We start from the raw sequence: 22972 nt of genomic DNA, 5'->3' as shown, positions 1-22972 counted from the left end.
TCTCTGACTAGAGTCAGAGAATGGCTGATGTGCAGATCGACCAGGTGCGGCGGTTCAACCGCACAGTGACCGAGCGCGTGGGCGTGCTCTGCGACCACTACCTGGGCCGCGACAGGCCCGTCGGCGAGGCCCGGCTGCTCTGGGAGATCGGCGAGAAGGGGCAGGACGTACGGCGGCTTCGCGAACGCCTCGGCCTCGACTCCGGCTACATCAGCCGGCTCCTGCGCTCCCTGGAGGCCGCCGGGCTGGTGACGGTGGAGCCGCAGCCCCGGGACAGGCGGGTGCGCACCGTCCGGCTCACCGACACCGGCCGCGCGGAACGCGCCGTGCTGGACGGCCGCAGCGACGAACTGGCCGGCTCCATGCTGGAGCCGCTCAACAGCGCGCAGCGTGCACGCCTGGTCGAGGCCATGGCCGAGGTCGACCGGCTGCTGACCGCCGGAACGGTCACCCTGGACACCGTCGACCCGGACCACCCCGACGCCCAGCACTGCCTGCGGGCCTACTTCACGGAGCTCCAGGAACGCTTCGACACCGGCTTCGACCCGGCACGGAGCCTGCTGCCCGACGCCGGTGAACTCCGGCCCCCGAGCGGCCTGTTCCTCGTCGCCCGGCTCCAGGGCGAGCCCGTCGGCTGCGCCGGCCTGAAGCTTCCCGCCGGTGCGCCGGCCGAGATCAAGCGCATGTGGGTCGCCCCCCGGGCCCGCGGTCTCGGCCTGGCCCGCCGCTTCCTGACCGAGCTGGAGGCGCGCGCCGCGCGGCACGGCTCCGCCACGCTGCGCCTGGACACCAACAAGGCGCTGACCGCCGCGATCGGCCTGTACCGCTCCTTCGGCTTCGACGAGGTCCCTGCCTTCAACGACGAGCCGTACGCGCACCACTGGTTCGAGAAGAGCGTCGCCGCACCGCGTCCGGAGTGAACGCCCCTGGGGCCCGGTTCGGACCCGTCTGAACCCGGCTGTGAGGCGGCGGCCCCGCAGGCCTCCCGAGTCTCAGCCCGGTCCTGCCGGATCCTGGGGAGCATTGCGCACATCTGCCCCAGGGCGCAGCTGCTGCGGCACGAGAGGCCGTGCCGCGCTCTTCCCCGGCCCGAACATCGCGCTGGAGGACTGCGCCGAACGCCGGTCCGAGACCACGATCCCGCCACGCCATTTCCCCACCGGGTCCCGGTACCGGAACTGGAGCTTGCGAAGGCGGTCGCCAAAGTCTGCCCGCAGCCCTGCGTAGGCGTCGTCACAGTGCACGTTCCACGTGAGATCGCTGGTGTAGGCGTGACACGCGATCGGGAACAGCAGCGACGACACCACCAGATCGGCGAGCTGAAGCAGCGTGTGCGTGTCGCTGTGGCCGAAGACCGGAGACTCGATGATCCCGCGGTAACCATCGCCGCCCGCACGGTACTTGCGCGTGGTCACGCAGTGCACGTTCGGTGCGTTCTTCGACTTCGTGCGGCTGTCGAGGACCATCATCCCGCGCGAATGCTCGTGAGCGAGCTGCGCTTGGAACGTCTCTGTCAGCGCACTGACGGAAGAGCTGTACACACCCGTTTCGTCGAAAGCACGCCCCTCCTCCTTCACCCACACCCTGGCCAGGACGCGCGCATCATGCTGCTCCAACACCTCCAACAGTGAACCGAGGAGGTCGAAGGCCGCGCGACGCCAACTGTGGTTGCCCACACGGATGTTCTTCCGCACGTCCGAGCCCTTGACCTCGTGCTGGATCACCTCGGAGAGAAACGTGGCGCGCTGAAGCTGTGGCCGGTAGTGCTTCTTGACCCTGAGGAAGTCCCATGTGAGCGCCTTGACCTGGGACCGGGGAACGGTGAAGCCGCCGACCACAAGTACGGGCGGCGCATCCGGCCTCGCGGGGTCGAGGGTCTGCCCGTTGCCGGCTTCGTCGATATAGCACAAGTGCACGCGGTGCGCTCCCCCGAAAACGTCTGTGGCCGCCCGGAGGCGGCCACAGGGTCTGTGCAGTCATATGCACGGTTTCTTTGGTTGCTGATGGCGATGTTGCCACCGGGGTCGGCACGGGTCAAGCCGAGAGGTCACCCTCGGTTGACACCAGGTCACTGCCGCTCCGTGCGGGGCGCGAAGAAGCTCCGGGGGCGCGTGCCGAGCGGCTGTCGCACCCAAGCGGTGCCGCCTTTGCGCCGGATTGCTCATGCCTTCGCACACGCCCCACCAGCAGGCGCGCCCACACCGTCTTACCGACACCCCGGTCCCGCACGCCCCACTCCGCCGCGAACTCGGCGACCAGTGCCAGCCCGCGGCCGGACTCGGCCAGGGCGGTCGGCCCACTCGCGAACGGGAGTTGCAGAGCAGCCGCGGGTGGGCGGCGATCGCCCGCGTCGAAGACCTCCACGGTCACGGCCTTCTCCAAGTCGTACTCCAGCCGCACTTCGACCAGCCGGCCGGGAACGAGACCGTGCCGCACGGCGTTCGTCACCAGCTCGGAGACGACGAGCGCCACATCCTGCGAGCCGCCGTCCGCCATGCCCCAGTCCCGCAGGCCCTCCGCGACTGCTCTCCGGGCGAGCGTGACGCTCCGCGGGACGGAGGGGAACCTCCGCCACCAGACGAGCGAGGAGAGGGCGGGAGCGTTCTCATGACTTTCCTGATTCATGTGACCAGGATCGTCACAGCTGATTACGTTCGGTAGTGATCCCATGTCGACAGCGGTGGGCGGCGACCTTGGGGCGATCGACGTTGCAGAGCGTTGAGGCGAGTTGAGGAGCGGTGGACCGACGATGACGCAGCACAAGAAGGCAACCTCCCCGTCCGCGCAGTACTTCGCGGAGATCCTCCGCCTGCTGCGCATTTCGGCTGGGCTGTCCCAGAACGACCTGGGCGCGCGCATGAACTACACGGGCGCAGCGGTGAGCGCGGTGGAGACGGGCGCGAAGCCGGCAACGGACGAGTTCGTGGAGGCAGCGGAGAAGGCGCTGGACGCCGGGGGCGTCATCCGGGCCGCGAGCAAGTACCTGCGCCTGGAGCGCTACCCGGAGTACTTCCAGGGCTTTGTGCGGCTTGAGCAGGAAGCGTTGAGCGTTATGTCGTGGTGCACGCAGGTCATCGACGGTCTGCTCCAGACGGAGGCGTACGCGCGTGAGGTGCTGCGATGCGGGTTCCCGCCGCTGGACGACGAGGAGCTTGAGCAACTCACTGTCGCGCGATTGGAACGTGCGGCCCTGCTGACAAGGAAGCCGGTGTGTGTCGTCGACATCGTTCTCGAAGAGGGTGCGGTGCGGCGGCGGGTCGGTGACCAGAGCACCATGAAGGCTCAGTATGAGCACCTGTTGGCCTGCGCTGAGCGGCCGAGCGTGACCCTTCAGGTGATGCCGACAGAGCGGGGAGCGCACGCGGGTTTGCGTGGTCCGATGAAGTTGGTTGAAACACCCGAGAACGAGCGGCTTGTATACATGGAGGGCAACGACCGGAGCACCCTCGTGTCCAAGCCGGATGAGGTCGGTACGCTGGCGCGACGCTGTGCCATGATCGGTCGGCAAGCCCTCCGACCGGAGGAATCCCTCAGTCTCATCAGGGAGTTGGCGGGAGAGCTATGAGCGAGTTGAAGTGGCGCAAGAGCAGTTACAGCGACTCCGGCGGTGGTGACTGCGTAGAGGTGGCTGCTGATCCTGCGCTTGTGTATGTGCGTGATTCGAAGCGCGGTGACGGGCCCGTGTTGAACATTCCGTCCGCTTCCTGGCACCGGTTTCTCGGCAGCCTTCGGATCAGCGATCCGCCTGCGGATGTCGTGTAGCCAACTGCACCCACCGGCTGTCCAGTTGCCGCGCCCTGACCGCTCACTGGACGCAAGACCAGTAGGATCGCTCCGTGATTACGGGTGAACTGAAGAGCAAGGTGGACCGCGTCTGGGACGCGTTCTGGTCGGGCGGCATCTCCAACCCGCTGGAGGTGATGGAGCAGATCACATACCTGCTCTTCGTCCGCCGGTTGGACGAGTTGCAGACAGTCAAGGACAAGAAGCAGGCCCGCCTGGGCGAGACGGATCCCAATCCGTTCTTCACGGCTGACCAACAAGACCTGCGCTGGCAGAACTTCAAAGACCGTGACCCTCAAGTCATGTACGACCTGGTCGCGACGGGCGTCTTCCCGTACCTTCGCGGTCTAGGTGCCGAGGGCTCCACGTACTCGGACCACATGCGGGACGCCCGCTTCACGATCCCGACCCCCAACCTGCTGTCCAAGGTAGTCCTTCTGCTGGAGGACATCCCGATGCAGGACAAGGACACCAACGGCGATCTCTACGAGTACATGCTCAGCAAGATCGCATCCGCCGGACAGAACGGGCAGTTCCGAACGCCCCGGCACATCATCCAGCTCATGGTCGAGATGATGGAGCCCAGCCCGGGCGACGAGATCTGCGACCCGGCATGTGGCACGGGAGGCTTCCTGGTCGGCAGCGCCGAGTATGTGGCTCGTGAGCACGACAGCGCGCTCTACGACGCGGAGCAGCGCCGTCATTTCAACAACAGCATGTTCCACGGCTTCGACTTCGACTCGACGATGCTCCGCATCGGCTCGATGAACATGCTGTTGCACGGCGTGGAACAGCCGGACATCCGCTATCGCGACTCGCTCTCCGAGAGCGCGGGCGAAGAGCAGGACAGTTACTCGTTGATCCTCGCGAACCCTCCCTTCGCCGGCAGCCTGGACTACGAGACGACGTCGAAGGACCTCCTCAAGGTCGTCAAGACGAAGAAGACCGAACTCCTCTTTCTGGCCCTGTTCCTGCGCCTGTTGAAGCCGGGCGGGCGCGCGGCGGTCATCGTCCCGGACGGTGTGCTGTTCGGCTCGTCCAAGGCGCACAAGGAGCTGCGCCGGCAGTTGGTCGAGGAACAGAAGCTGGAAGCGGTAGTGAAGCTGCCGAGCGGCGTCTTCAAGCCGTACGCCGGAGTCTCGACGGCGATCCTCGTCTTCACCCGCACCGACTCGGGCGGCACAGACAACGTCTGGTTCTACGACGTACGCGCGGACGGCCTGAGCCTTGACGACAAGCGCAACCCCTTGCTTCCCGAGGCGAAGCTGGGCGCCCGGCCGTTGGAGTCCCTGGAAGAGGCTGAGCACGAGAAGAACAACCTCCCCGACGTACTTGCCTGTTGGCGTGATCGCGACGGCGACGAACTGAAGCGAGAGCGCACAGAACAGAGCTTCTTCGTCCCGAAGGCGGACATTGCAGGCCAGGACTACGACCTGAGCCTGAACCGCTACAAGGAGATCATCCAAGAGGAGATCGAAACCCGGGCTCCGCTAGACATCATCGCCGACTTGGAACGGCTGGACGCGGAGATCGCCAAAGGAACGGCGGAGCTGAAGGGAATGCTGTGACCGAACTGCCCCACGAGACGGCCTACGCTCAGCTCGGCGATGTTGCCGATTTTTATGCTGGCAGTTCCTTGCCGGAAGGGGAAGACTGGGCAGGGCAGCAGGGTGGATACCTTCTGGCGCGTGTCTCCGATATGAACCTCGCCGGAAACGAGCAGGAACTCCTTGCCACTCAGCGATGGAGTGCAAAGCCCGGCCAGGCATCTGCGACATGTCCCGGGGGTGCCGTCATCCTCCCGAAGCGGGGTGGCGCCATCGCGACTAACAAGAAGCGGGTCGTGAAGCGTCCTACCGTTCTGGATCCGAATTTGATGGCGGTGCGCCCTCGCTATGGACTAATTGACGTCAACTACCTGTACCAGTGGTTCCTCTCTTTCGACCTGGAACAGGTTGTCAGCGGGAGTTCCGTCCCCCAATTGAACAAGAAAGACCTCATTCCACTTGTGCTGCCTTTGCCGTCACTCGGGGAGCAGGAACGCATTGCCGCCGCCCTCGACCAGGTCGATGCCCTGCGCGCCAAGCGACGCGAGGCCATCGCCCTCCTCGACGACCTCGCTCAGTCTCTCTTCGCTCAGGACTTCTGCACCGACCATCTCGGCTATGGCGGGTGGCCTGCAGGAAATTTTGGGGACTATGTGGACGAATTCAGTTACGGAACTTCGCAGAAGTCAACCAATGAAGGTCTAGTTGTCCTGCGTATCCCCAACGTTGTGAATGGTGTCCTCGATCTCGAAAACCTCAAGACCGTCTCGTTGTCGGAAGCTGAGGCGAGGCGTTTGCGCCTCGACGAGGGGGACTTGTTGTTTGTGCGGTCAAATGGCAACCCAAATTATGTTGGCCGTTGCGCGGTTTTCCAGGGAGATCACTTCGCCGCAAGGTTTGAACAACGCCATGTTGTCTTCGCCTCGTACCTGATTCGGGCTCGTCTTCCCAAGAGTGTGTTGCGTCCTGAATTCGTACACGCGTACATGTGTAGTGATGCTGGCCGGGCTGCCCTACGTAAGCTGTGCAAGACGTCTGCTGGCCAATACAACCTGAACATCAAAGGACTCAGCTCTGTGCGACTCCCCATCCCGCCAATTGAATTGCAAGAGCGATTTGTTGCCAAGATGGCAGCGCTGAAGGAGCGTCGTCAACAACATGTAGCCCACCTCGCCGCCCTCGACGAGCTCTTCACGTCCCTCCAGCAGCGTGCGTTCAACGGCACCCTCTGGCAGGATCAGGCGGCCTAGCTCACAGCACACCAACTCCTGGCCGTGAGCCGGTACTTGAGCCTCATCCCCTTACCGCCAGGAGTCGCACGAAGGGCCGGAGCCACGGAAGGGGGACGCGCGGAATGATGACGGGCAGCGGCGACGCGAACGGCAACCACGGATCGGGTCGCCCCCCGAGTAACTTCGCGTTCGTCGAGCAGGAGTGGCCCGACCTGTACGCCGAGGCGGAACACGCCGAGCGGCTCGCGTACGCCGACCCCCGTACGTCCTGCTTCTACGCTCGCCGCACTCTGGAGTTCACGCTCCGGTGGATGTACCGGGCCGACGCCTCCCTGCGCGAGCCGCACAGCAACGACCTGAACGGCATGATCCACGAGCCGACCCTGGTGAATCTCGTCGGCCCCGGCCTGCGCACGAAGATGGACCTGATCCGCAAGCAGGGCAACAACGCCGTGCACAAGCCCGGGGAGTTCGCCTCCAGGACGGCCGTCAAGATCGTCGCTGAACTCTTCCAGGTCATGTACTGGCTCGCGCGAACGTACACCGATTCGCCCGATGAACTCCCGCCTCCAGGAACCCAGTTCGACAGTGGACGAATCCGGCGCCCCGTACCTGCCGAGGTCCGCAAGCTGAAGCGCGCCGAGCTCCTGGACAAGGACAAGAAGGACAAGACAGAGCGCGAGGCCCTGTCCAAAGCGCTTGCCGCGGCCCGCGCGAAGGGCGAAGCACTCGAAGCAGAAGTCGTCGAACTCCGCGCCAAAGTCGCCGCCGCGAAGGCCCACAACCAGGCGCGCACCGACCAGCACGATTACGACGAAGCCGCCACCCGCGACCTGTTCATCGACGCCCTCCTCAAGGAGGCGGGCTGGGATCTGACGGACGACCGGGACCGCGAGTTCGAGATCACCGGGCTGGACACCCCCTCCGGCAAGGGCCGCATCGACTACGTGCTCTGGGGCGACGACGACAAGCCCCTCGCCGTGGTCGAGGCCAAGCGGGCCAAGGTCGACGCGTACGAGGGCCGGGAGCAGGCGAGGCGTTACGCGGACGCCGTACAGCAGAAGTACGGCCTGCGCCCCGTCATCTTCTACACCAACGGCTACGAGACCTACATCTGGGACGATGAGAACGGCTACCCACCTCGCCAGGTCCAGGGATTCCGTACCAAGGACGAGCTGCACTGGCTGATCAGGCAGCGGGCCGGCCGTCGTGCGCTGATGGCTAAGAACGTGAACCCGAAGATCGCCGACCGCAACTACCAGCGGCATGCGATCCAGCGGGTCGGTGAGACCTTCGACCGGGACAAGCAGCGGCGCGCTCTGCTGGTGATGGCCACCGGCACGGGCAAGACCCGTACGACCGTCGCCCTCATCGACCTGCTCCAGAAGGCGAACTGGGCACGTCGTGTTCTGTTCCTCGCCGACCGGCAGGCCCTGGTCACCCAGGCCGTCAACGCGTTCAAGAAGCATCTGGAGCACACGCCCACCGTCAATCTGCTCACCGAGAGGCAGACGGAGGGCCGCGTCTTCGTCTCGACCTATCCGACGATGATGAACCGCATCGACGAGCTGACGGAGGACGGCCGCCGCCGCTTCGGCCCCGGCTTCTTCGACCTGATCGTCATCGACGAGGCTCACCGCTCGGTCTACGACAAGTACGGCGAACTCTTCGAGTACTTCGACTCGCTGCTGCTCGGCCTCACCGCCACCCCCAAGAACGGCATCGACCGGAGCACCTACCGCCTCTTCCAGCTGGAGGACGGCGTCCCCACGGACTCCTACAGCCTGGACGAAGCCGTGGAGGACGGCTTCCTCGTGCCTCCGAAGGCGGTCGACGTCCCCCTGAAGATCCTCACCAGGGGACTGAGGTACGACGAGCTCAGCCAGGAGCAGAAGGAAGCCTGGGAGAACCTTGAGTGGACCGAGGACGGCCAGATACCCACCGAGGTCACCCCTGACGAGATCAACACGTATCTCTTCAACAAGCCGACGATCGACCAGGCACTGGAAGTCCTGATGACCCTGGGCCACCGTGTCGAGGCCGGCGACCGGATCGGCAAGACCATCATCTTCGCCAAGAACAACGATCACGCGCGCGCCATCGAGGATCAGTACAACCTCCACTACCCGCAGGGAGCAGGCCATGACGCCCGCGTGATCACCTACCGCGAGAAGAAGGCCCAGCAGCTGATCGACGACTTCTCCGCCCCGGAGAAGGCCCCGGACATCGCGATCTCAGTCGACATGCTGGACACCGGCATCGATGTGCCCGAGGTGCTGAACCTCGTCTTCTTCAAACCGGTCTACTCGCCCACGAAGTTCTGGCAGATGATCGGCCGCGGCACCCGCCTGCGGGAGAACATCTTCGGCCCCGGTGGGCACAAGGAGAACTTCTACGTCTTCGACCTGTGCGGCAACGTCGAGTTCTTCAACGCGGAGCTGGGGAGGGACCCCGGACGCCAGGCGCCCAGCCTCACCGAGCGTGTCCTGCAACGCCAGTTGGAACTCGTGCGTGCACTGGACCGCCGGCAGCCGCCGGACCCCGCACAGGATGCGGGAAAGGCTCCGGAGCCGTCGACCGAGTCGGCGCTGCGCTGGTCCACCGCCCGGCGACTACGCGACACGGTGGCCGCGATGAACACCGGCAACTTCCTGGTGCGTCCGCACCGCCGGGAGGTGGAGATCTACAGCGATTTCACCAGCTGGCACCGGTTGGACGAGGAGAAGGCCGCGGAGATCAGCGAGAAGCTGCTGAAGCTGCCGAGCGAATACCGGCCCGAAGGCGAGGACACCGACGAGGACGCCAAGCGCTTCGACCTCACCGCTTACTCCCTCGAACTTGCGGCACTGGAGGGCGGCGGCTCCTACGGGCGCCTGCGCACGAAGGTGCGCGAGATCGCGCATGACCTTCTGGGCAAGACCAACATCCCCGTCGTCCGCGAGCAGGCCGAGCTGCTGGAATCCGTGGCGGGGGAGGAGTGGTGGCAGGACGTCACGGTCCCGATGGTCGACCACATGCGACGCCGGATGCGTGGCCTGGTGCGACTGGTGGACGAGCGGGCCAAGCGAAACATCGTCTACACGGATTTCGAGGACGAGCTGGGTGCGCTCGCCGAGGTGGAGCTGAAGGGCGTCCCACAAGGCACAGACGAGCAGCGTTTCCGTCAGCGGGCCCGTGCGTACCTGGCACGTCACGAGGACGTTCCGGCGGTGCGCAAGCTGTACACGAACGAGCAGATCACCGAGGAGGACCTGAGCGATCTGGAGACCGTGTTCCTGGCGGAGGGCGTCGCCTCCCCGGAGGATCTGGAGCATCTCGGCCAGCGTGATCTCGGGCTCTTCGTGCGAGGCCTGCGGGGGCTCGATCGCGCCGCCGCTCAGGACGCGTTCGCGGAGTTCCAGGCACAGTACGCACTCACCTCGAGGCAGCTGCACTTCGTGAAGATGATCATCGAGTACGTGGTGCACAACGGTGTGATCCATCTCCGGGATCTCTACGAGCAGCCGTTCAAGGATCACGGGGCGGTGGACGGCCACTTCAGCGACGGGGAAATCGACGATCTGGCGGTTGTCTTCAAGGAGCTGCGCCGGCGCGCGGTGCCTCCCGCGCTGGCCGCCTGACTGCACGGAACCCGTTTTGGAGCGCTGTCGTCGATCGGGTACTGTTCTTCCTGTCGCCGAACGGGGCGAGGCCGCGAGGCCCGACCGGAAGGCGGCCACCCGGACAAAATCCCCGCCAGGGGATTGTGTTTTGGTGGGCTATGGTGTAATTGGCAGCACGACTGATTCTGGTTCAGTTAGTCTAGGTTCGAGTCCTGGTAGCCCAGCGCGATCTTGCATCGGCGCACTTCACAGGCGCAATTCACAAGATCGAGGCCCCCGTTGTGTAGCGGCCTAGCACGCCGCCCTCTCAAGGCGGTAGCGCCGGTTCGAATCCGGTCGGGGGTACGGGTCGGTGGAAACACCGGCCGAGCAGGAGCCCCCGTTGTGTAGCGGCCTAGCACGCCGCCCTCTCAAGGCGGTAGCGCCGGTTCGAATCCGGTCGGGGGTACTCGATCAAGAAGCCCTCCGCGGGAAGCGGAGGGCTTCTTTCGTTCCCGATCTTCGTTTCCAGCGCCTTCAACCCTCTTCGCTGAAGCGCCTGTTGGACTCCTCCGCCTCCGCGAGCCGCCGCAGGCTGAGCAGCACCGGCTCGTAGAGCACGGTGCAGGCCACGGCGGCCTCGATCTGCTCCTCCGCGTGGTCGATGCCGGCCACGAGATCCAGGTCACTCTTGGCCACCTGCGCGGCTGCCCGTGCGTACGGCAGCAGGTTCTCCGGCCCGCACGGGTAGCCGAGGCGCCGCAGCGCTGCGATCGCGCCGACCAGCATCCGGTACGCGGGGGAAGCGGGCCCGGCGGACTGCGAGAACTCCCAGTCGAGGTCCTCGAGCAGAGCCCGGGCGGTGCGCTCCGCGCCGTCGGCCTCCGGGTCGTCCGCCGCGGGCCGGTCCCCGTGGGGGAGGGCCCGCACGGCGGCCCCGATGCGGCTGTGCTGGTCCAGGGAGGTGTCGTCGACGCACGCCAGCACCTCACGGGCCGTCGCCACGGGGAGCCGGCCGACCTGGGTGAGGGCGCGGATGAGGCCGAGTCGGCGCAGGTGGGACTCCTCGTACTCGGCGTGCGTCGCCGAGACGCGGCGGCCCGGCGGAAGCAGCCCCTCGCGCAGGTAGTACTTGACCGTCGCGGTGCTGATGCCGCTGCGTTCGCTCAGTTCCGCCAGACGCATCGTGTCCCGTCCCGTCGAGCTGTCCTTTTACGCTTGCGCTTCCGATTGGAGAGCTCCACTATCCTATAGTGGATAGTGGAGCTCTCCAATAACGGAGGGAGTGTGTGCCATGGCAGGGAAGGTGCCGGAGGGGCGGATGACGGCCGCGGCCCGGGGCGACGTCGTCGTGTTCCTGATCGGGATGCGGATCAACAGGCTGCGGGCGCTGCGCAGTTGGCCGCCCGTGTTCACGGCGATGCCGCGGATGCTGAAGGAGCTCTCGAAGGACCCCTCAAGTGGCCTGCTGGGCTTCCGGGTTCAGCTCGGCGGGCTGCGCGACTTCAGCGTGGTGCAGTACTGGGAGTCCGAGGAGAAGCTGTTCGCATACGCCTCGGCCGCGGACAAGGAACACCGGTCGGCGTGGGCGGCGTTCAACCGCCGGGCCCGCAACAGCGGTGCCGCCGTGGGGATCTGGCACGAGACGTACGCGGTCCCCGCGGGACGTCACGAGTCGGTGTACGTGAACATGCCGCCCTACGGCCTCGGGTCGGCACATGGAACCGAATCGGTGGGCAGGCGCGGTGAGCGCGCTGCGGAGCGGATGGCGTCCGGCCGGGCCGAGGCCTGACGCGGGCAGGCGGGGCGTGACCGGCGTCTGCCGTTCATGGGGGCGTGCGGCCTCGGAGTGCGAGTGCCGCCGCTCAGCCCGTCGTCCTGCGCAGCGACTCGCTCAGCCGTGCCGCGGCGTCGACGATCGCCTGGGCGTGCATGCGGCCGGGATGCCGGGTCAGCCGCTCGATCGGCCCGGAAACGGAGACGGCGGCGACGACGCGGTTGGACGGACCGCGCACAGGCGCCGAGACGGAGGCCACGCCGGGTTCGCGTTCGCCCACGGACTGTGCCCAGCCCCTGCGCCGTACGCCCGAGAGCGCTGTCGCCGTGAAGCGTGCTCCCTGGAGGCCGCGGTGCAGGCGCTCCGGCTCCTCCCAGGCCATCAGGATCTGTGCCGCCGAACCCGCCTTCATCGGCAGCGTCGAGCCGACCGGGACCGTGTCCCGCAATCCGGACAGCCGCTCGGCGGCCGCCACGCAGATGCGCATGTCTCCCTGACGCCGGTAGAGCTGTGCGCTCTCGCCCGTCACGTCGCGAAGGTGCGTGAGTACGGGCCCGGCGGAGGCGAGAAGGCGGTCCTCGCCCGCCGCGGCGGCGAGTTCGCCCAGGCGCGGGCCGAGGATGAAGCGCCCCTGTATGTCCCGGGCGACCAGGCGGTGGTGCTCCAGGGCCACCGCGAGTCTGTGTGCCGTCGGGCGGGCCAGGCCGGTCGCCCCGACCAGCCCGGCGAGGGTGGCCGGACCGGACTCCAGGGCGCTCAGTACCAGGGCCGCCTTGTCGAGAACGCCGACACCACTAGAGTTGTCCATGCGTCGATACTCGCGTCTCAGAGTATGAAACGCAAGTTCCTTTTCCGACGCCACCCGCCACCCTGGAGTGGCGCAGCACACCAAGGACCGGCAGAACCACTGCGGCCGTGGTGAGCCAATGGATCTCGACATGTGGGCCGGCGACGCGGCCGGCCGGAGGGAAAGCGATGGGACGGACACTCGCGGAGAAAGTCTGGGACGACCACGTCGTCACGCGCGCCGAAGGCGAGCCGGACCTGCTCTTCATCGACCTGCACCTGCTGCACGAGGTGACCAGCCCGCAGGCCTTCGACGGTCTTCGCAAGAACGGCCGGCGTGTGCGCCGCACCGACCTCACCATCGCGACCGAGGACCACAACACCCCCACCATCGACATCGACAAGCCCATCGCCGACCCCGTCTCACGCACGCAGCTGGAGACGCTGCGCAAGAACTGCGCGGACTTCGGCGTACGGCTGCACCCCCTGGGCGACGTCGAGCAGGGCGTCGTGCACGTGGTCGGGCCGCAGCTCGGCCTGACCCAGCCGGGAACGACCGTGGTCTGCGGCGACTCGCACACCTCCACGCACGGCGCGTTCGGCGCACTCGCCTTCGGTATCGGCACCAGCCAGGTCGAACACGTGCTGGCGACCCAGACGCTGCCGATGGCGCCGTTCCGCACGATGGCGGTCACCGTCAACGGCGAACTCCCCGAGGACGTCACGGCGAAGGACCTCATCCTCGCGATCATCGCCAGGATCGGCACGGGCGGCGGCCAGGGCTACGTCATCGAATACCGCGGCGAGGCCATCGAGAAGCTGTCGATGGAAGCGCGGATGACCATCTGCAACATGTCCATCGAGGCGGGCGCCCGCGCCGGAATGATCGCCCCCGACGACACCACCGTCGAGTACGTCCGGGGCCGGGAGCACGCACCGCAGGGCGCCGACTGGGACGCCGCCGTCGAGTACTGGAAGACGCTGCGCACCGACGACGACGCGGTCTTCGACCACGAGGTCGTCATCGAGGGCGGGGAGTTGGCCCCGTTCGTGACCTGGGGAACGAACCCGGGCCAGGGCGCGCCGCTGTCTGATTCCGTGCCGGACCCGGCCTCGTTCGAGGACGAGGGTGCCAGGGTGGCGGCCGAGAAGGCGCTGGAGTACATGGGGCTGACTGCCGGGCAGCCGCTGCGCGAGGTCGGCGTGGACACCGTCTTCGTCGGCTCGTGCACCAACGGCCGTATCGAGGACCTGCGTTCGGCCGCGGCCGTCCTCCAGGGGCGGCAGGTCGCCGACGGGACCAGGATGCTGGTCGTGCCCGGCTCGGTACGCGTCGCGCTCCAGGCCGTCGAAGAGGGCCTGGACAAGATCTTCACGGCGGCCGGGGCCGAATGGCGGCACGCGGGCTGCTCGATGTGCCTGGGCATGAACCCCGACCAGCTCAAGCCGGGTGAGCGCGCCGCGTCCACATCGAACCGCAACTTCGAAGGCAGGCAGGGCAAGGGCGGCCGCACCCACCTGGTCTCGCCGCAGGTCGCCGCGGCGACGGCGGTGCTGGGGCGCCTGGCCTCACCCGCCGACCTGACCGACGTACGAGTGCCCGCCGGCGTCTGAGGAGGAAATCACCATGGAAGCCTTCACGACACACACCGGGCGGCTCGTACCGCTGCGCCGCAGCAACGTCGACACCGACCAGATCATCCCCGCGCACTGGCTGAAGAAGGTCACCCGCGACGGCTTCGAGGACGGACTCTTCGAGGCGTGGCGCAAGCAGGACGACTTCGTGCTCAACCAGGAGGCGTACAAGGGCGGCACGGTGCTCGTCGCCGGTGAGGACTTCGGCACCGGCTCCTCCCGCGAGCACGCCGTCTGGGCGCTCCAGAACTACGGCTTCAAGGTCGTCGTCTCGCCGCGCTTCGCGGACATCTTCCGCGGCAACTCCCTGAAGAACGGCCTGCTCACGGTCGTGCAGCCGCGCGAGACCGTCGAGGCGCTGTGGCGGCTGGCCGAGTCCGACCCCCAGGCGGAGGTCACCGTCGATCTCGTCGAGCGCAAGATCATCGCGCCCGGCATCGAGTCGGCCTTCGAGCTGGACGAGAACGCCAGGTGGCGGCTGCTGGAAGGTCTGGACGACATCAGCCTCACCCTGAAGAACGAGGGCGCCATCGCCGACTACGAATCGCGGCGCCCCTCGTTCAAACCCCTTACGCAGCAGGTGTGACGCGCATCTGAGCGCTCACGCTCCGCATGGCCCACAACCGCATCACCGCCCGCGCCCCACGCCTCCGCCGCGTGGGGCGCGAGTGCGTTGGGGAGACGGTATGCGACAACTCACCGCAGATGGCACAATCGGTGCATGGAACGCGACGGTCAACTCGATCTCTACGACCGGCTCGCCGCCCGCTTGAAGGAGGCGCACACACGAGTGCGCACACTGCAAGTCCCCGAGGGCGTACGGGTGGCGCTGCAGCGAAAGCTGCTCGTCATCACCGCGGCCTCGAAGCACGATCTCGCCGACGCGGAGCGGCGCGTGGACCGTCTCATGACGGATATCGACGAGGGACGCTTCCCCGAGGAACAGGCAGGCAAGCGCGCTGACGGAACTCGATGAAGGGCGAGTTCGTTGCGGCACAAGGGTGATTCGCCCGTTTCATGTTTGATTCGAGGTATATATCTGCCTAGCGTGCGAAAAAGCTTGAACACATTCGTTCCTGCAATAGTTCCGAAGGGGAAGACGTGAACAAGGCGCAGCTCGTCGAAGCAATCCAGGACAAGCTCGGTGGACGGCAGCAGGCCTCGGAAGCGGTCGATGTCGTTCTGGACGCGATCGTCCGTTCCGTTGTGGCAGGGGAGCGGGTCTCGGTCACCGGGTTCGGCTCCTTCGAGAAGGTGGACCGTCCCGCCAGATACGCCCGTAACCCGCAGACCGGCGAGCGCGTCCGCGTCCGGAAGACCTCGGTGCCGCGCTTCCGCGCCGGTGCCGGCTTCAAGGAACTGGTCAGCGGGGCGAAGAAGCTTCCGAAGAACGACGTCGCCGTGAAGAAGGCCCCGAAGGGCAGCCTGATGGGCGGCACTTCCGCGAAGAAGGCCGCGGCCAAGCGCGCCGGCGCGAAGAAGACCACCGCGAAGCGCGGGGCCGCCAAGAAGACCACCGCCGCCAGGACGACCGCGAAGCGGATGCCGGCGAAGAAGACGGCGGCGAAGAAGACCACCGCCAAGAAGGCGGCGGCGAAGAAGACCACCGCCAAGAAGGCGGCGGCGAAGAAGACCACCGCCAAGAAGTCCTCGGCCAAGAAGGCCACCGCCAAGAAGGCACCTGCGAGGAAGGCCCCCGGCCGCCGGACCGCCGCGCGCAAGACGACCGCCAAGAGGGCCACAGCACGCAAGCGCTGAGCAGCTCGTACCTACGCAGATCACGCCCCGCAGCGCCGGGCCGGACTCCCGCCGGGAGTCCGGCCCGGCGGGCGTTTCAGGGGCTCTTGGCCCTGTGGAGCCGACCGGCCCGTTCCGCCGGCACGGCGGGTGCCGCGTTCGCGTGCCTCCAGGGCGCTCCGGCTCCGGGAAGTCCCCGTACCTCCCCGGAGGAAGCCGGCCGGATCGCGCGAACCCTCAAAGGGTCTGGAGCGTCACGAAGGTGACTCTCCGGTCGTCCCCGCTGCCCTCGACCTCGATGCGCAGGCGCTGGCCCGGCCTCAGCAGGCGCAGGCCCCCCGCGTCGAAGGCGGCGGCGTCGAACGGGAGCGGCGTTCCGTCGTCGAGCAGCACGCTGCCCGTGCGCGTCACGGGGTCGTAGGTGTACGAAGTGGCCTGCATGCAGCGAAGCCTAGGTCCTGCCCGGTCGATCTTCGAGATCAGACCCCGGCCTCGGATGCGTGGGGGATCCCCGGGCCGGTAGGCCCAGGGGACGCGTCGCAAGGCGGAGGATCGTCCTCGTACTGGGGTCCTCCACGCCGAAGGGCCGGGGTTCCCGATTCGATGCCTGAGGTTCCCCATGCGAAGTCTGGGGTCCCGCATGGGAAGCCAGGGGAGGGAGTACTCGGGCGACTCCGGCAACGCTGGGGCACTTCCCCTGGCTTCGCCGGGGAGGCCCCACCCCGGCGAAGCCAGTGGGAGAGGTGCCGTAACTGTCGTCGCGGGCCGGAGAAGACCGGCCGGCCAGGGTCTGGAGGGTCACGGACCGCTGTTGACGGCCGCGGCTCCGGCGCCGTCGTACGGGGTCCGCTCGCGGCAGGCCCTCGTCGTGAACGGGCCCACTCCCAGCGCTCGGGCGGCCACCAGGTCGGCGGCCGTGTCCACGTCCCGGCGGACGCTGTCCACATGCGCGAGAACGATCTCCCGCGCTCCCGAAGCCCGGTGCCGCGCACGGGAGCCGGGGCCGAAGTGCGGGCCGAGCGCATGGCCCGGAAGCGCCGAGAGCAGCGTGGTGCCCGTACCGTCGGCATCGGCGAGGAACGCGCGAGGCGAGCGCGCGGCGAAGGTGAGGACCCGGGTGAGCTCTTCGGGCCGCAGCGCGGGCAGATCGGCGTTCAGGGCCGCGAGAGGGGCGTCGGGCCGCCGCGCGCGCACTTCTGCGGCGCCGTGTGCCAGCGCGGGGTTGAGGCCGGCGGACGGAGCGTCCGGCACGATGCGTGCGCCGAGCGCGGCCAGTTCCCGTGCCGCACAGCGGTCGTCCGTGACAACTGCCACATCCCGCACCGCCCCGCACGTCAGCGCCGCGCTCACCGTGTCCTGTGCGAAGGCCAGGGCGAGCCGGGCACGCGCCGGGCCGCCCGCCGTCGCGGCAAGCCTGCTCTTGGCCCGTGTCAGCGGCTTCAACGGCACCACGAGGGTCCACGCGACGGGCGTCACATGTGGCTGCACCCCTTCATTCTCACCCGCCGCCCGAAGAGCCCGTCAGGCGCCCGGCTACCGTGGCAGGGCAGAGCAGGCGGGCCGTGCGCTCGACACGGCGGGGGTAACGGGGTGAGACTTGCCCCTCGCGCGCCGGGGTGAACGCACGCCGGACGCGCCGGTCAGGCCCACGCCCGCCGTGCCGAGGGTCCCGCGCCCGTTCTCTGCGGCAGGCCGTGCCCTGCCGCCCGCCGGGACCACGTGGCTGTTCGAACAGGCAAGAGGAGATGGTGTCCGGGTGTCCCGCCGCAGAATCGGCTTCTGGTACCGCCTTGCCGCGGTTTTGCTGAAACCGCCGCTCTTGTTGTTCTTCAAGCGAGACTGGCGCGGAATGGAACACATTCCGGAAAAGGGCGGTTTTATCACCGTCGTCAATCACAACTCTGTCGTGGACCCGCTTTCCTATGCCCACTTCCAGTACAACACCGGAAGGGTCCCGAGGTTTCTCGCGAAGGTCAGTCTCTTCAGGAGCGGATTCGTGGGAGCGGCCATGCGCGGCACGGGTCAGATCCCCGTCTTCCGTGAGTCCAAGGACGCCATAGGGGCCTTCCGCGCGGCCGTGGACGCCATCAACAAGGGCGAATGCGTCGCGTTCTACCCGGAAGGCACCCTCACACGTGCTCCCGGCATGTGGCCGATGAAGGGCAAGACAGGTGCCGCACGCGTGGCCCTGGAAACGCGGGCACCCGTCATTCCCGTTGCACAGTGGGGGGCGAATCTCGCCGTGCCTCCCTATCCCAAGCGCGGCGAGATCAAGCTCTTTCCGCGCAAGACCCTTATCGTGCAGGCCGGACCGCCCATCGATCTCTCGGAGTTCTACGACGCGGAACCGACCGCCGCCGTGCTGCGCGATGTCACGGACCGCATCATGGGCGAGATCACCGCACTGCTTTCCGACGTCCGCGGCGAGCCCGCGCCCGCCGAGCGGTACGACCACCGCGCAACCGAACAACAGCCGCAGGACCAGGTTCCGCAGAAGCAGGCAGAACCGGCACAGCACGACACGGCGTCCCCGGGCGGCGCCGGGGGAGAGAACGCGTGACGAAAGCCGCCGTATTCGGCACCGGTTCCTGGGGCACCGCCTTCGCGATGGTGCTCGCCGACGCGGGCTGCGAGGTGACCCTCTGGGGGAGGAGAGCGGAGCTCGCCGAGGCGGTCAACACCCGTCGCGTGAACCCCGACTACCTTCCCGACGTCGAACTTCCCGCGTCGGTGCGCGCCACCACGGACCCGGCGGAGGCGGCGGAGGGCGCCGAGTTCACGGTGCTCGCCGTGCCGTCCCAGACGCTGCGCGGGAACCTCGCCGGCTGGGCGCCGCTGCTGCACACGGACACGGTGCTCGTCTCCCTCATGAAGGGCGTCGAACTGCGCACCGCGAAGCGGATGAGCGAGGTCATCGAGGAGGTCGCCGGGGTCGAACGCTCACGGGTGGCCGTACTGACCGGGCCCAACCTGGCGAAGGAGATCGCCGCGCGACGTCCGGCCGCCTCGGTCGTTGCCTGCACGGACGGTTCCGTGGCGCAGCGACTGCAGGCCGCCTGTCACACTCCGTACTTCCGTCCGTACACCAACACCGATGTCGTCGGCTGTGAACTCGGCGGAGCGGTCAAGAACGTGATCGCGCTGGCGGTCGGCATCGCCGACGGCATGGAACTCGGTGACAACGCCAAGGCCTCACTGATCACCCGCGGTCTTGCCGAAACCACACGGCTCGGGCTGGCGATGGGCGCCGACGCGCACACCTTCGCGGGCCTGGCGGGCATGGGCGACCTGGTGGCCACCTGCTCCTCGCCGCTCTCCCGCAACCACACGTTCGGCACCAACCTGGGCCGCGGCATGACGCTCGAGGAGACGATCGCGGTCACACGGCAGACCGCGGAAGGTGTCAAATCGTGCGAGTCCGTACGTGAACTGGCCCGTATGCACGGCGTGGAGATGCCCCTGACCGAGACCGTGGTCGGCATCGTCCACGACGGCAAGCCGCCCCTGGTGGCCCTGAAGGAACTCATGTCGCGCAGCGCCAAGGCGGAACGTGTCTGACGGGCAAGGGCCGTCCGCTGCGCGCCCTCACCGCCGGCGGTCCGCGAGACCTTAATCGCCGCGGGCGCCCGGCAGTTGGGGTGCGGGGGCTCATCTTCCGCCTCCGCGTCCGCGACTGCCTGCGCGGTGCGCGGAGCCGGTGACGACGCGGATGCGCGGACCCTGACGCGTGTGGGCCCAGGCGGTACAGTCGACGCGATATGAGCAGCCAGAGCCCCTCCCGCAAGCCCCGCGTCGCCGTCGTCTTCGGCGGCCGCAGCTCCGAGCACGCGATCTCCGTCGTCACGGCGGGCGCCGTCCTCGGTGCGATCGACCGCGACAAGTACGAGGTGCTGCCCATCGGCATCACCTCCGACGGCCACTGGGCGCTGACCGCCGACGAGCCCGAGCGGATGGCGATCGAGAACCGCAAGCTGCCCAGCGTGGCGGAACTGGCCGATGCACAGCCCGGCGGCGTCCTGCTGCCCGTCGAACCGGGCAACCGCGAGGTGACGTACCAGGAGCCCGGTTCCGTACCGAAGGCGCTGGGCGAGGTCGACGTCGTCTTCCCGGTGCTGCACGGCCCTTACGGCGAGGACGGCACCCTCCAGGGGCTGCTGGAGCTCTCCGGGGTGCCCTACGTCGGTGCGGGCGTGCTCGCCTCGGCGGTCGGCATGGACAAGGAGTACATGAAGCGAGTCTTCGCCTCCTTCGGGCTCCCCGTCGGCCCGTACGTGACGATCCGTCCCCGCGAGTGGCGGACGGACCCGGGCTCGGCCCGCAAGCGGATCGTGGATCTGGCCGGCGAGCACGGCTGGCCGCTGTTCGTGAAGCCGGCCCGGGGCGGCTCGTCGATGGGTATCACGAAGGTCGACGACCTCGGAGGTCTGGACGATGCCGTGGCCGAGGCGCAGCGTCACGACCCGAAGGTGATCGTCGAATCGCTGCTCAGCGGACGCGAGATCGAGTGCGGGGTGCTGGAGTTCGAGGACGGCCCCAGGGCGAGCGTCCCCGCCGAGATCCCGCCCGTGAGCGCGCACGACTTCTACGACTTCGAGGCCAAGTACATCGACTCCGCCTCGGGCATCGTGCCCGCGCCCCTTACACCCGAGCAGACCGCTCGCGTTCAGGAACTGGCGGTTCTGGCCTTCGAGGCGACCTCCTGCGAGGGGCTCGTCCGTGCGGACTTCTTCCTCACGGACAGCGGCGAGTTCGTCATCAACGAGATCAACACGATGCCGGGATTCACGCCGATCTCCATGTACCCGCGGATGTGGCAGAAGAGCGGCGTGAGCTACGCGGAGCTGGTGGACCGGCTCATCCAGGCGGCTCTGAGGCGCGAGACGGGCCTGCGGTAGCGGGCAGGAGAGTGCGCCCGGCGTGCGGCGGCGGCAGTCAGGAGCGCTTCGGCACCGATGCGCGTATCGCCTTCGCGAGATCGGGCAGCGCGCTGATCTCCGGTGCGTAGTCCTTAGGAACGCTCAACTCGACGTTCGCGGCACGGTCGGTGGTGGTGAAGCGGTAGCCGCCGTCGCGCTGTTCGAGCAGCCAGGAGACGCCGTTGACTTCCGCCGCCTCCGCGGTGGGGTTGTAATGTTCACTACCGGGCGAGAGCTTCTCGGGGCGCGGCACACCACAGCGCATCTCGATGGCCGGATCGCCCCACGCCGCGGTGTACTTCGAGGCGGGATCGAGCGTGATCCGCTGCTGCCCGTCCACGCGCTTCGGCAGCCGGTCGTGCAGCGACCGGCATGTCTCGGCGGCCTTGCCGGAAGGGCTGGGCGGCGTCGGGCCACTCGCGTCCCCGCCCGTGCAGCCGGCGGCTGCCACGAGTGCGGCGGCTACGGTGGCGGCGCAGGAGGCCCGGCGGAGGGAAGTGCTCACCGGGCGAGCATACGGGGGAGCTAGAGATGAACGATCGGACAGGTCAGGGTGCGGGTGATGCCGTCCACTTGCTGGATCTTGGCCACGACCATGCGTCCGAGCTCGTCGACGGAGTCGGACTGGGCGCGCACGATGACGTCGTACGGGCCGGTCACGTCCTCCGCCTGAAGAATCCCGGGAAGCTTCGTGATGACCTCGGCGACGGTCGATGCCTTGCCGACCTCGGTCTGGATCAGGATGTACGCCTGTACCACGGAACCTCCAGGGCGGCTACGAGGATCATGGGTGGAGCGGGATCGCCACGGTACCGCGTCGCCGCAACCGCGCGGGAGACCCCCAGCACAGCCGGTGACAGCGGGTTGACGCTCCTGCAGCCGAAGACCGGCCGGGTGTGGGCCGGGCAGTGGGAGACAGGCGAAAGGGCGCAGCGATGCATCTGAGCGGGGAGTACCGCGGGGGTCGGCCGCGGACGCCCGGCACCGTCGGGGAGCTCGGAGAGTTCGGCCTGATCCGGGAGTTGACGTCCCGGCTGAACACCACGCCCGCCGTGCAGATCGGTCCGGGCGACGACGCGGCAGTGGTCTCCGCGCCCGACCGCAGAGTCGTCGCGACGACCGACATCCTCCTCGAGGGGCGGCACTTCCGGCGTGACTGGTCCACGGCGTACGACGTGGGACGCAAGGCCGCCGCTGAGAACCTGGCCGACATCGCGGCGATGGGGGCCGTGCCGACGTCGCTGCTTCTCGGTCTCGTCGTCCCCGCCGAACTCCCCGCGAACTGGCCCATGGAGCTCATGGACGGCATCCGTGACGAGGCGCAGGTCGCCTCAGCGGCCGTTGTGGGCGGTGACGTCGTTCGCGGCGCGACGATCACGGTCTCCATCACCGCCCTCGGCGACCTGCGCAACAGGAGGCCGGTCACCAGGTCCGGGGCGCGCCCCGGCGACACCGTGGCCGTCACGGGCTGGCTCGGCTGGTCGGCGGCGGGCCACGCCGTGCTCTCGCGCGGGTTCCGCTCGCCCCGCGCCTTCGTCGAGGCGCACCGGCGGCCCGAACCGCCGTACCACGCGGGGCCGGCTGCGGCGGAGCTCGGCGCCACGGCGATGACGGACGTCAGCGACGGTCTCGTGGCCGACCTCGGGCACATCGCTGAGTCCAGCAAGGTCCGCATCGATCTGCGCTCCTCGGACCTCGACGTGCCCGCGCAGATGTCCGACATCGGTCAGGCGGTGGGTGTCGATCCGCTGCACTGGGTGCTCACCGGCGGCGAGGATCACGCTCTCGTGGCGACGTTCCCCTCCACCGCGAAGCTTCCGGCGCGATGGCGCAAGATCGGCCGGGTGCTCGCGCCCGGCACGCAGCCCCGTGTGACCGTGGACGGTGCACCGTGGGAGCGGCCGGGCGGCTGGGACCACTTCGCCGCAGGGAGCGACGGCGACGGGAGTTGAGACGGGCGGGCGCCGGCGGGCCGGGG

Annotated in this window: 23 protein-coding genes and 3 tRNA genes; 18 read left to right on the top strand and 8 right to left on the bottom strand. The window is 67.9% G+C overall.

Going from position 1 to position 22972, the window contains the following annotated elements; all coding sequences use genetic code 11:
* Positions 1 to 20: 20 nt before the first annotated feature.
* Entirely contained in the window at positions 21 to 920 is a 900-nt protein-coding gene (locus EV375_RS10760) for a helix-turn-helix domain-containing GNAT family N-acetyltransferase (protein WP_130299246.1), read from the top strand.
* 72 nt (positions 921 to 992) lie between these two features.
* Here the strand turns inward: EV375_RS10760 and EV375_RS10755 are convergent, their stop codons facing one another.
* Positions 993 to 1916 carry a DUF3800 domain-containing protein gene (locus tag EV375_RS10755; protein ID WP_130299245.1) on the bottom strand — a complete coding sequence of 308 codons (924 nt, stop codon included), beginning with the start codon at positions 1914 to 1916 and terminating at the stop codon, positions 993 to 995.
* A gap of 118 nt (positions 1917 to 2034) precedes the next feature.
* Positions 2035 to 2625 carry an ATP-binding protein gene (locus tag EV375_RS10750; protein ID WP_130299244.1) on the bottom strand — a complete coding sequence of 197 codons (591 nt, stop codon included), beginning with the start codon at positions 2623 to 2625 and terminating at the stop codon, positions 2035 to 2037.
* A gap of 124 nt (positions 2626 to 2749) precedes the next feature.
* On the opposite strand from EV375_RS10750, the gene EV375_RS10745 reads away from it, so the two are divergent.
* The 8 genes from EV375_RS10745 to EV375_RS10710 all read left to right on the top strand — a co-directional run bounded on the left by EV375_RS10745 (position 2750) and on the right by EV375_RS10710 (position 10612).
* A complete protein-coding gene (locus tag EV375_RS10745; protein WP_130299243.1) occupies positions 2750 to 3565 on the top strand; it encodes a Scr1 family TA system antitoxin-like transcriptional regulator in 816 nt (271 codons plus the stop codon).
* A complete protein-coding gene (locus EV375_RS10740; RefSeq protein ID WP_130299242.1) occupies positions 3562 to 3762 on the top strand; it encodes a DUF397 domain-containing protein in 201 nt (66 codons plus the stop codon). Before EV375_RS10745 ends, EV375_RS10740 begins: the two co-directional genes overlap by 4 nt.
* A 74-nt stretch (positions 3763 to 3836) precedes the next feature.
* Positions 3837 to 5351, top strand: a complete 1515-nt coding sequence (locus tag EV375_RS10735) for an HsdM family class I SAM-dependent methyltransferase (RefSeq protein WP_130299241.1) — start codon at positions 3837 to 3839, stop codon at positions 5349 to 5351.
* The gene (locus EV375_RS10730; protein WP_130299240.1) at positions 5348 to 6580 is read left to right on the top strand and encodes a restriction endonuclease subunit S; all 1233 of its coding nucleotides are present in this window, start codon (positions 5348 to 5350) and stop codon (positions 6578 to 6580) included. The genes EV375_RS10735 and EV375_RS10730 overlap by 4 nt, the downstream gene beginning before the upstream one ends.
* A 104-nt stretch (positions 6581 to 6684) precedes the next feature.
* Positions 6685 to 10182, top strand: coding sequence for a DEAD/DEAH box helicase family protein (locus tag EV375_RS10725; protein ID WP_207228054.1), 3498 nt, complete (start codon positions 6685 to 6687; stop codon positions 10180 to 10182).
* A gap of 134 nt (positions 10183 to 10316) precedes the next feature.
* Positions 10317 to 10388 (top strand) — tRNA-Gln (locus EV375_RS10720).
* Positions 10389 to 10436: 48 nt separating this feature from the next.
* A tRNA-Glu gene (locus EV375_RS10715) sits at positions 10437 to 10509 on the top strand.
* 30 nt (positions 10510 to 10539) lie between these two features.
* Positions 10540 to 10612, top strand: a tRNA-Glu gene (locus EV375_RS10710).
* A gap of 68 nt (positions 10613 to 10680) precedes the next feature.
* Here EV375_RS10710 and EV375_RS10705 read toward each other — a convergent pair.
* Positions 10681 to 11328 carry a MerR family transcriptional regulator gene (locus EV375_RS10705; protein WP_130299239.1) on the bottom strand — a complete coding sequence of 216 codons (648 nt, stop codon included), beginning with the start codon at positions 11326 to 11328 and terminating at the stop codon, positions 10681 to 10683.
* Between the two features lie 109 nt (positions 11329 to 11437).
* Between EV375_RS10705 and EV375_RS10700 the strand changes: the two genes are divergently transcribed.
* Entirely contained in the window at positions 11438 to 11935 is a 498-nt protein-coding gene (locus EV375_RS10700) for a DUF4188 domain-containing protein (protein ID WP_130299238.1), read from the top strand.
* A 73-nt stretch (positions 11936 to 12008) separates the two neighbouring features.
* Here EV375_RS10700 and ndgR read toward each other — a convergent pair whose 3' ends face one another.
* Positions 12009 to 12728 (bottom strand): IclR family transcriptional regulator NdgR, encoded by a 720-nt coding sequence (ndgR, locus tag EV375_RS10695; RefSeq protein WP_028435366.1) that lies wholly within the window; start codon positions 12726 to 12728, stop codon positions 12009 to 12011.
* A gap of 167 nt (positions 12729 to 12895) precedes the next feature.
* Between ndgR and leuC the strand changes: the two genes are divergently transcribed.
* The 4 genes from leuC (at position 12896) to EV375_RS10675 (ending at position 16099) form a co-directional block, all read left to right on the top strand.
* Positions 12896 to 14320 (top strand): 3-isopropylmalate dehydratase large subunit, encoded by a 1425-nt coding sequence (gene leuC, locus EV375_RS10690; protein WP_130299237.1) that lies wholly within the window; start codon positions 12896 to 12898, stop codon positions 14318 to 14320.
* Between the two features lie 13 nt (positions 14321 to 14333).
* Positions 14334 to 14927 (top strand): 3-isopropylmalate dehydratase small subunit, encoded by a 594-nt coding sequence (gene leuD / locus EV375_RS10685; RefSeq protein ID WP_130299236.1) that lies wholly within the window; start codon positions 14334 to 14336, stop codon positions 14925 to 14927.
* 135 nt (positions 14928 to 15062) lie between these two features.
* A complete protein-coding gene (locus EV375_RS10680; protein WP_028435369.1) occupies positions 15063 to 15317 on the top strand; it encodes an SCO5555 family protein in 255 nt (84 codons plus the stop codon).
* A 125-nt stretch (positions 15318 to 15442) separates the two neighbouring features.
* Positions 15443 to 16099 carry an HU family DNA-binding protein gene (locus EV375_RS10675; protein ID WP_130299235.1) on the top strand — a complete coding sequence of 219 codons (657 nt, stop codon included), beginning with the start codon at positions 15443 to 15445 and terminating at the stop codon, positions 16097 to 16099.
* A 216-nt stretch (positions 16100 to 16315) separates the two neighbouring features.
* On the opposite strand, the gene EV375_RS10670 is transcribed toward EV375_RS10675, so the two are convergent.
* Both EV375_RS10670 and cofC read right to left on the bottom strand, forming a co-directional pair.
* On the bottom strand, positions 16316 to 16519 hold the full coding sequence (locus EV375_RS10670) for a hypothetical protein (protein WP_055486376.1): 204 nt from the start codon (positions 16517 to 16519) through the stop codon (positions 16316 to 16318).
* Between the two features lie 357 nt (positions 16520 to 16876).
* Positions 16877 to 17566: a glycosyltransferase family protein gene (gene cofC / locus EV375_RS10665; RefSeq protein WP_486588403.1), complete on the bottom strand. Its 690-nt coding sequence runs from the start codon at positions 17564 to 17566 to the stop codon at positions 16877 to 16879.
* 268 nt (positions 17567 to 17834) lie between these two features.
* Between cofC and EV375_RS10660 the strand changes: the two genes are divergently transcribed.
* From EV375_RS10660 to EV375_RS10650, 3 genes are all read left to right on the top strand, one after another.
* Positions 17835 to 18638, top strand: a complete 804-nt coding sequence (locus tag EV375_RS10660) for a lysophospholipid acyltransferase family protein (protein ID WP_130301752.1) — start codon at positions 17835 to 17837, stop codon at positions 18636 to 18638.
* Positions 18635 to 19636: an NAD(P)H-dependent glycerol-3-phosphate dehydrogenase gene (locus tag EV375_RS10655; protein WP_130299234.1), complete on the top strand. Its 1002-nt coding sequence runs from the start codon at positions 18635 to 18637 to the stop codon at positions 19634 to 19636. The genes EV375_RS10660 and EV375_RS10655 overlap by 4 nt, the downstream gene beginning before the upstream one ends.
* A gap of 200 nt (positions 19637 to 19836) precedes the next feature.
* Positions 19837 to 20973, top strand: a complete 1137-nt coding sequence (locus EV375_RS10650; protein ID WP_130299233.1) for a D-alanine--D-alanine ligase family protein — start codon at positions 19837 to 19839, stop codon at positions 20971 to 20973.
* A gap of 37 nt (positions 20974 to 21010) precedes the next feature.
* Here the strand turns inward: EV375_RS10650 and EV375_RS10645 are convergent, their stop codons facing one another.
* Positions 21011 to 21499 carry a DUF3515 domain-containing protein gene (locus tag EV375_RS10645; RefSeq protein WP_130299232.1) on the bottom strand — a complete coding sequence of 163 codons (489 nt, stop codon included), beginning with the start codon at positions 21497 to 21499 and terminating at the stop codon, positions 21011 to 21013.
* Between the two features lie 20 nt (positions 21500 to 21519).
* The gene (locus EV375_RS10640) at positions 21520 to 21753 is read right to left on the bottom strand and encodes an Lrp/AsnC ligand binding domain-containing protein (RefSeq protein ID WP_130299231.1); all 234 of its coding nucleotides are present in this window, start codon (positions 21751 to 21753) and stop codon (positions 21520 to 21522) included.
* A 176-nt stretch (positions 21754 to 21929) separates the two neighbouring features.
* Here EV375_RS10640 and EV375_RS10635 point away from each other — a divergent pair, with 176 nt between their 5' ends.
* Positions 21930 to 22946, top strand: a complete 1017-nt coding sequence (locus EV375_RS10635) for a thiamine-phosphate kinase (protein WP_130299230.1) — start codon at positions 21930 to 21932, stop codon at positions 22944 to 22946.
* Positions 22947 to 22972 lie beyond the last annotated feature (26 nt).

It is taken from the genome of Streptomyces sp. CNZ301, assembly GCF_004217425.1.
The sequence above is the reverse complement of the archived record's forward strand: the minus strand, read 5'-3'. Positions and strand labels throughout refer to the sequence as shown.

Excerpts from the sequence above, each read along its gene's own strand:
- EV375_RS10760 (WP_130299246.1), top strand. The coding sequence starts at position 21 with ATGGCTGATGTGCAGATCGACCAGGTGCGGCGGTTCAACCGCACAGTG.
- EV375_RS10750 (WP_130299244.1), bottom strand. The coding sequence starts at position 2,625 with ATGAATCAGGAAAGTCATGAGAACGCTCCCGCCCTCTCCTCGCTCGTC.
- EV375_RS10745 (WP_130299243.1), top strand. The coding sequence starts at position 2,750 with ATGACGCAGCACAAGAAGGCAACCTCCCCGTCCGCGCAGTACTTCGCG.
- EV375_RS10740 (WP_130299242.1), top strand. The coding sequence starts at position 3,562 with ATGAGCGAGTTGAAGTGGCGCAAGAGCAGTTACAGCGACTCCGGCGGT.
- EV375_RS10725 (WP_207228054.1), top strand. The coding sequence starts at position 6,685 with ATGATGACGGGCAGCGGCGACGCGAACGGCAACCACGGATCGGGTCGC.
- EV375_RS10705 (WP_130299239.1), bottom strand. The coding sequence starts at position 11,328 with ATGCGTCTGGCGGAACTGAGCGAACGCAGCGGCATCAGCACCGCGACG.
- EV375_RS10700 (WP_130299238.1), top strand. The coding sequence starts at position 11,438 with ATGGCAGGGAAGGTGCCGGAGGGGCGGATGACGGCCGCGGCCCGGGGC.
- ndgR (WP_028435366.1), bottom strand. The coding sequence starts at position 12,728 with ATGGACAACTCTAGTGGTGTCGGCGTTCTCGACAAGGCGGCCCTGGTA.
- leuC (WP_130299237.1), top strand. The coding sequence starts at position 12,896 with ATGGGACGGACACTCGCGGAGAAAGTCTGGGACGACCACGTCGTCACG.
- leuD (WP_130299236.1), top strand. The coding sequence starts at position 14,334 with ATGGAAGCCTTCACGACACACACCGGGCGGCTCGTACCGCTGCGCCGC.
- EV375_RS10680 (WP_028435369.1), top strand. The coding sequence starts at position 15,063 with ATGGAACGCGACGGTCAACTCGATCTCTACGACCGGCTCGCCGCCCGC.
- EV375_RS10670 (WP_055486376.1), bottom strand. The coding sequence starts at position 16,519 with ATGCAGGCCACTTCGTACACCTACGACCCCGTGACGCGCACGGGCAGC.
- EV375_RS10650 (WP_130299233.1), top strand. The coding sequence starts at position 19,837 with ATGAGCAGCCAGAGCCCCTCCCGCAAGCCCCGCGTCGCCGTCGTCTTC.
- EV375_RS10635 (WP_130299230.1), top strand. The coding sequence starts at position 21,930 with ATGCATCTGAGCGGGGAGTACCGCGGGGGTCGGCCGCGGACGCCCGGC.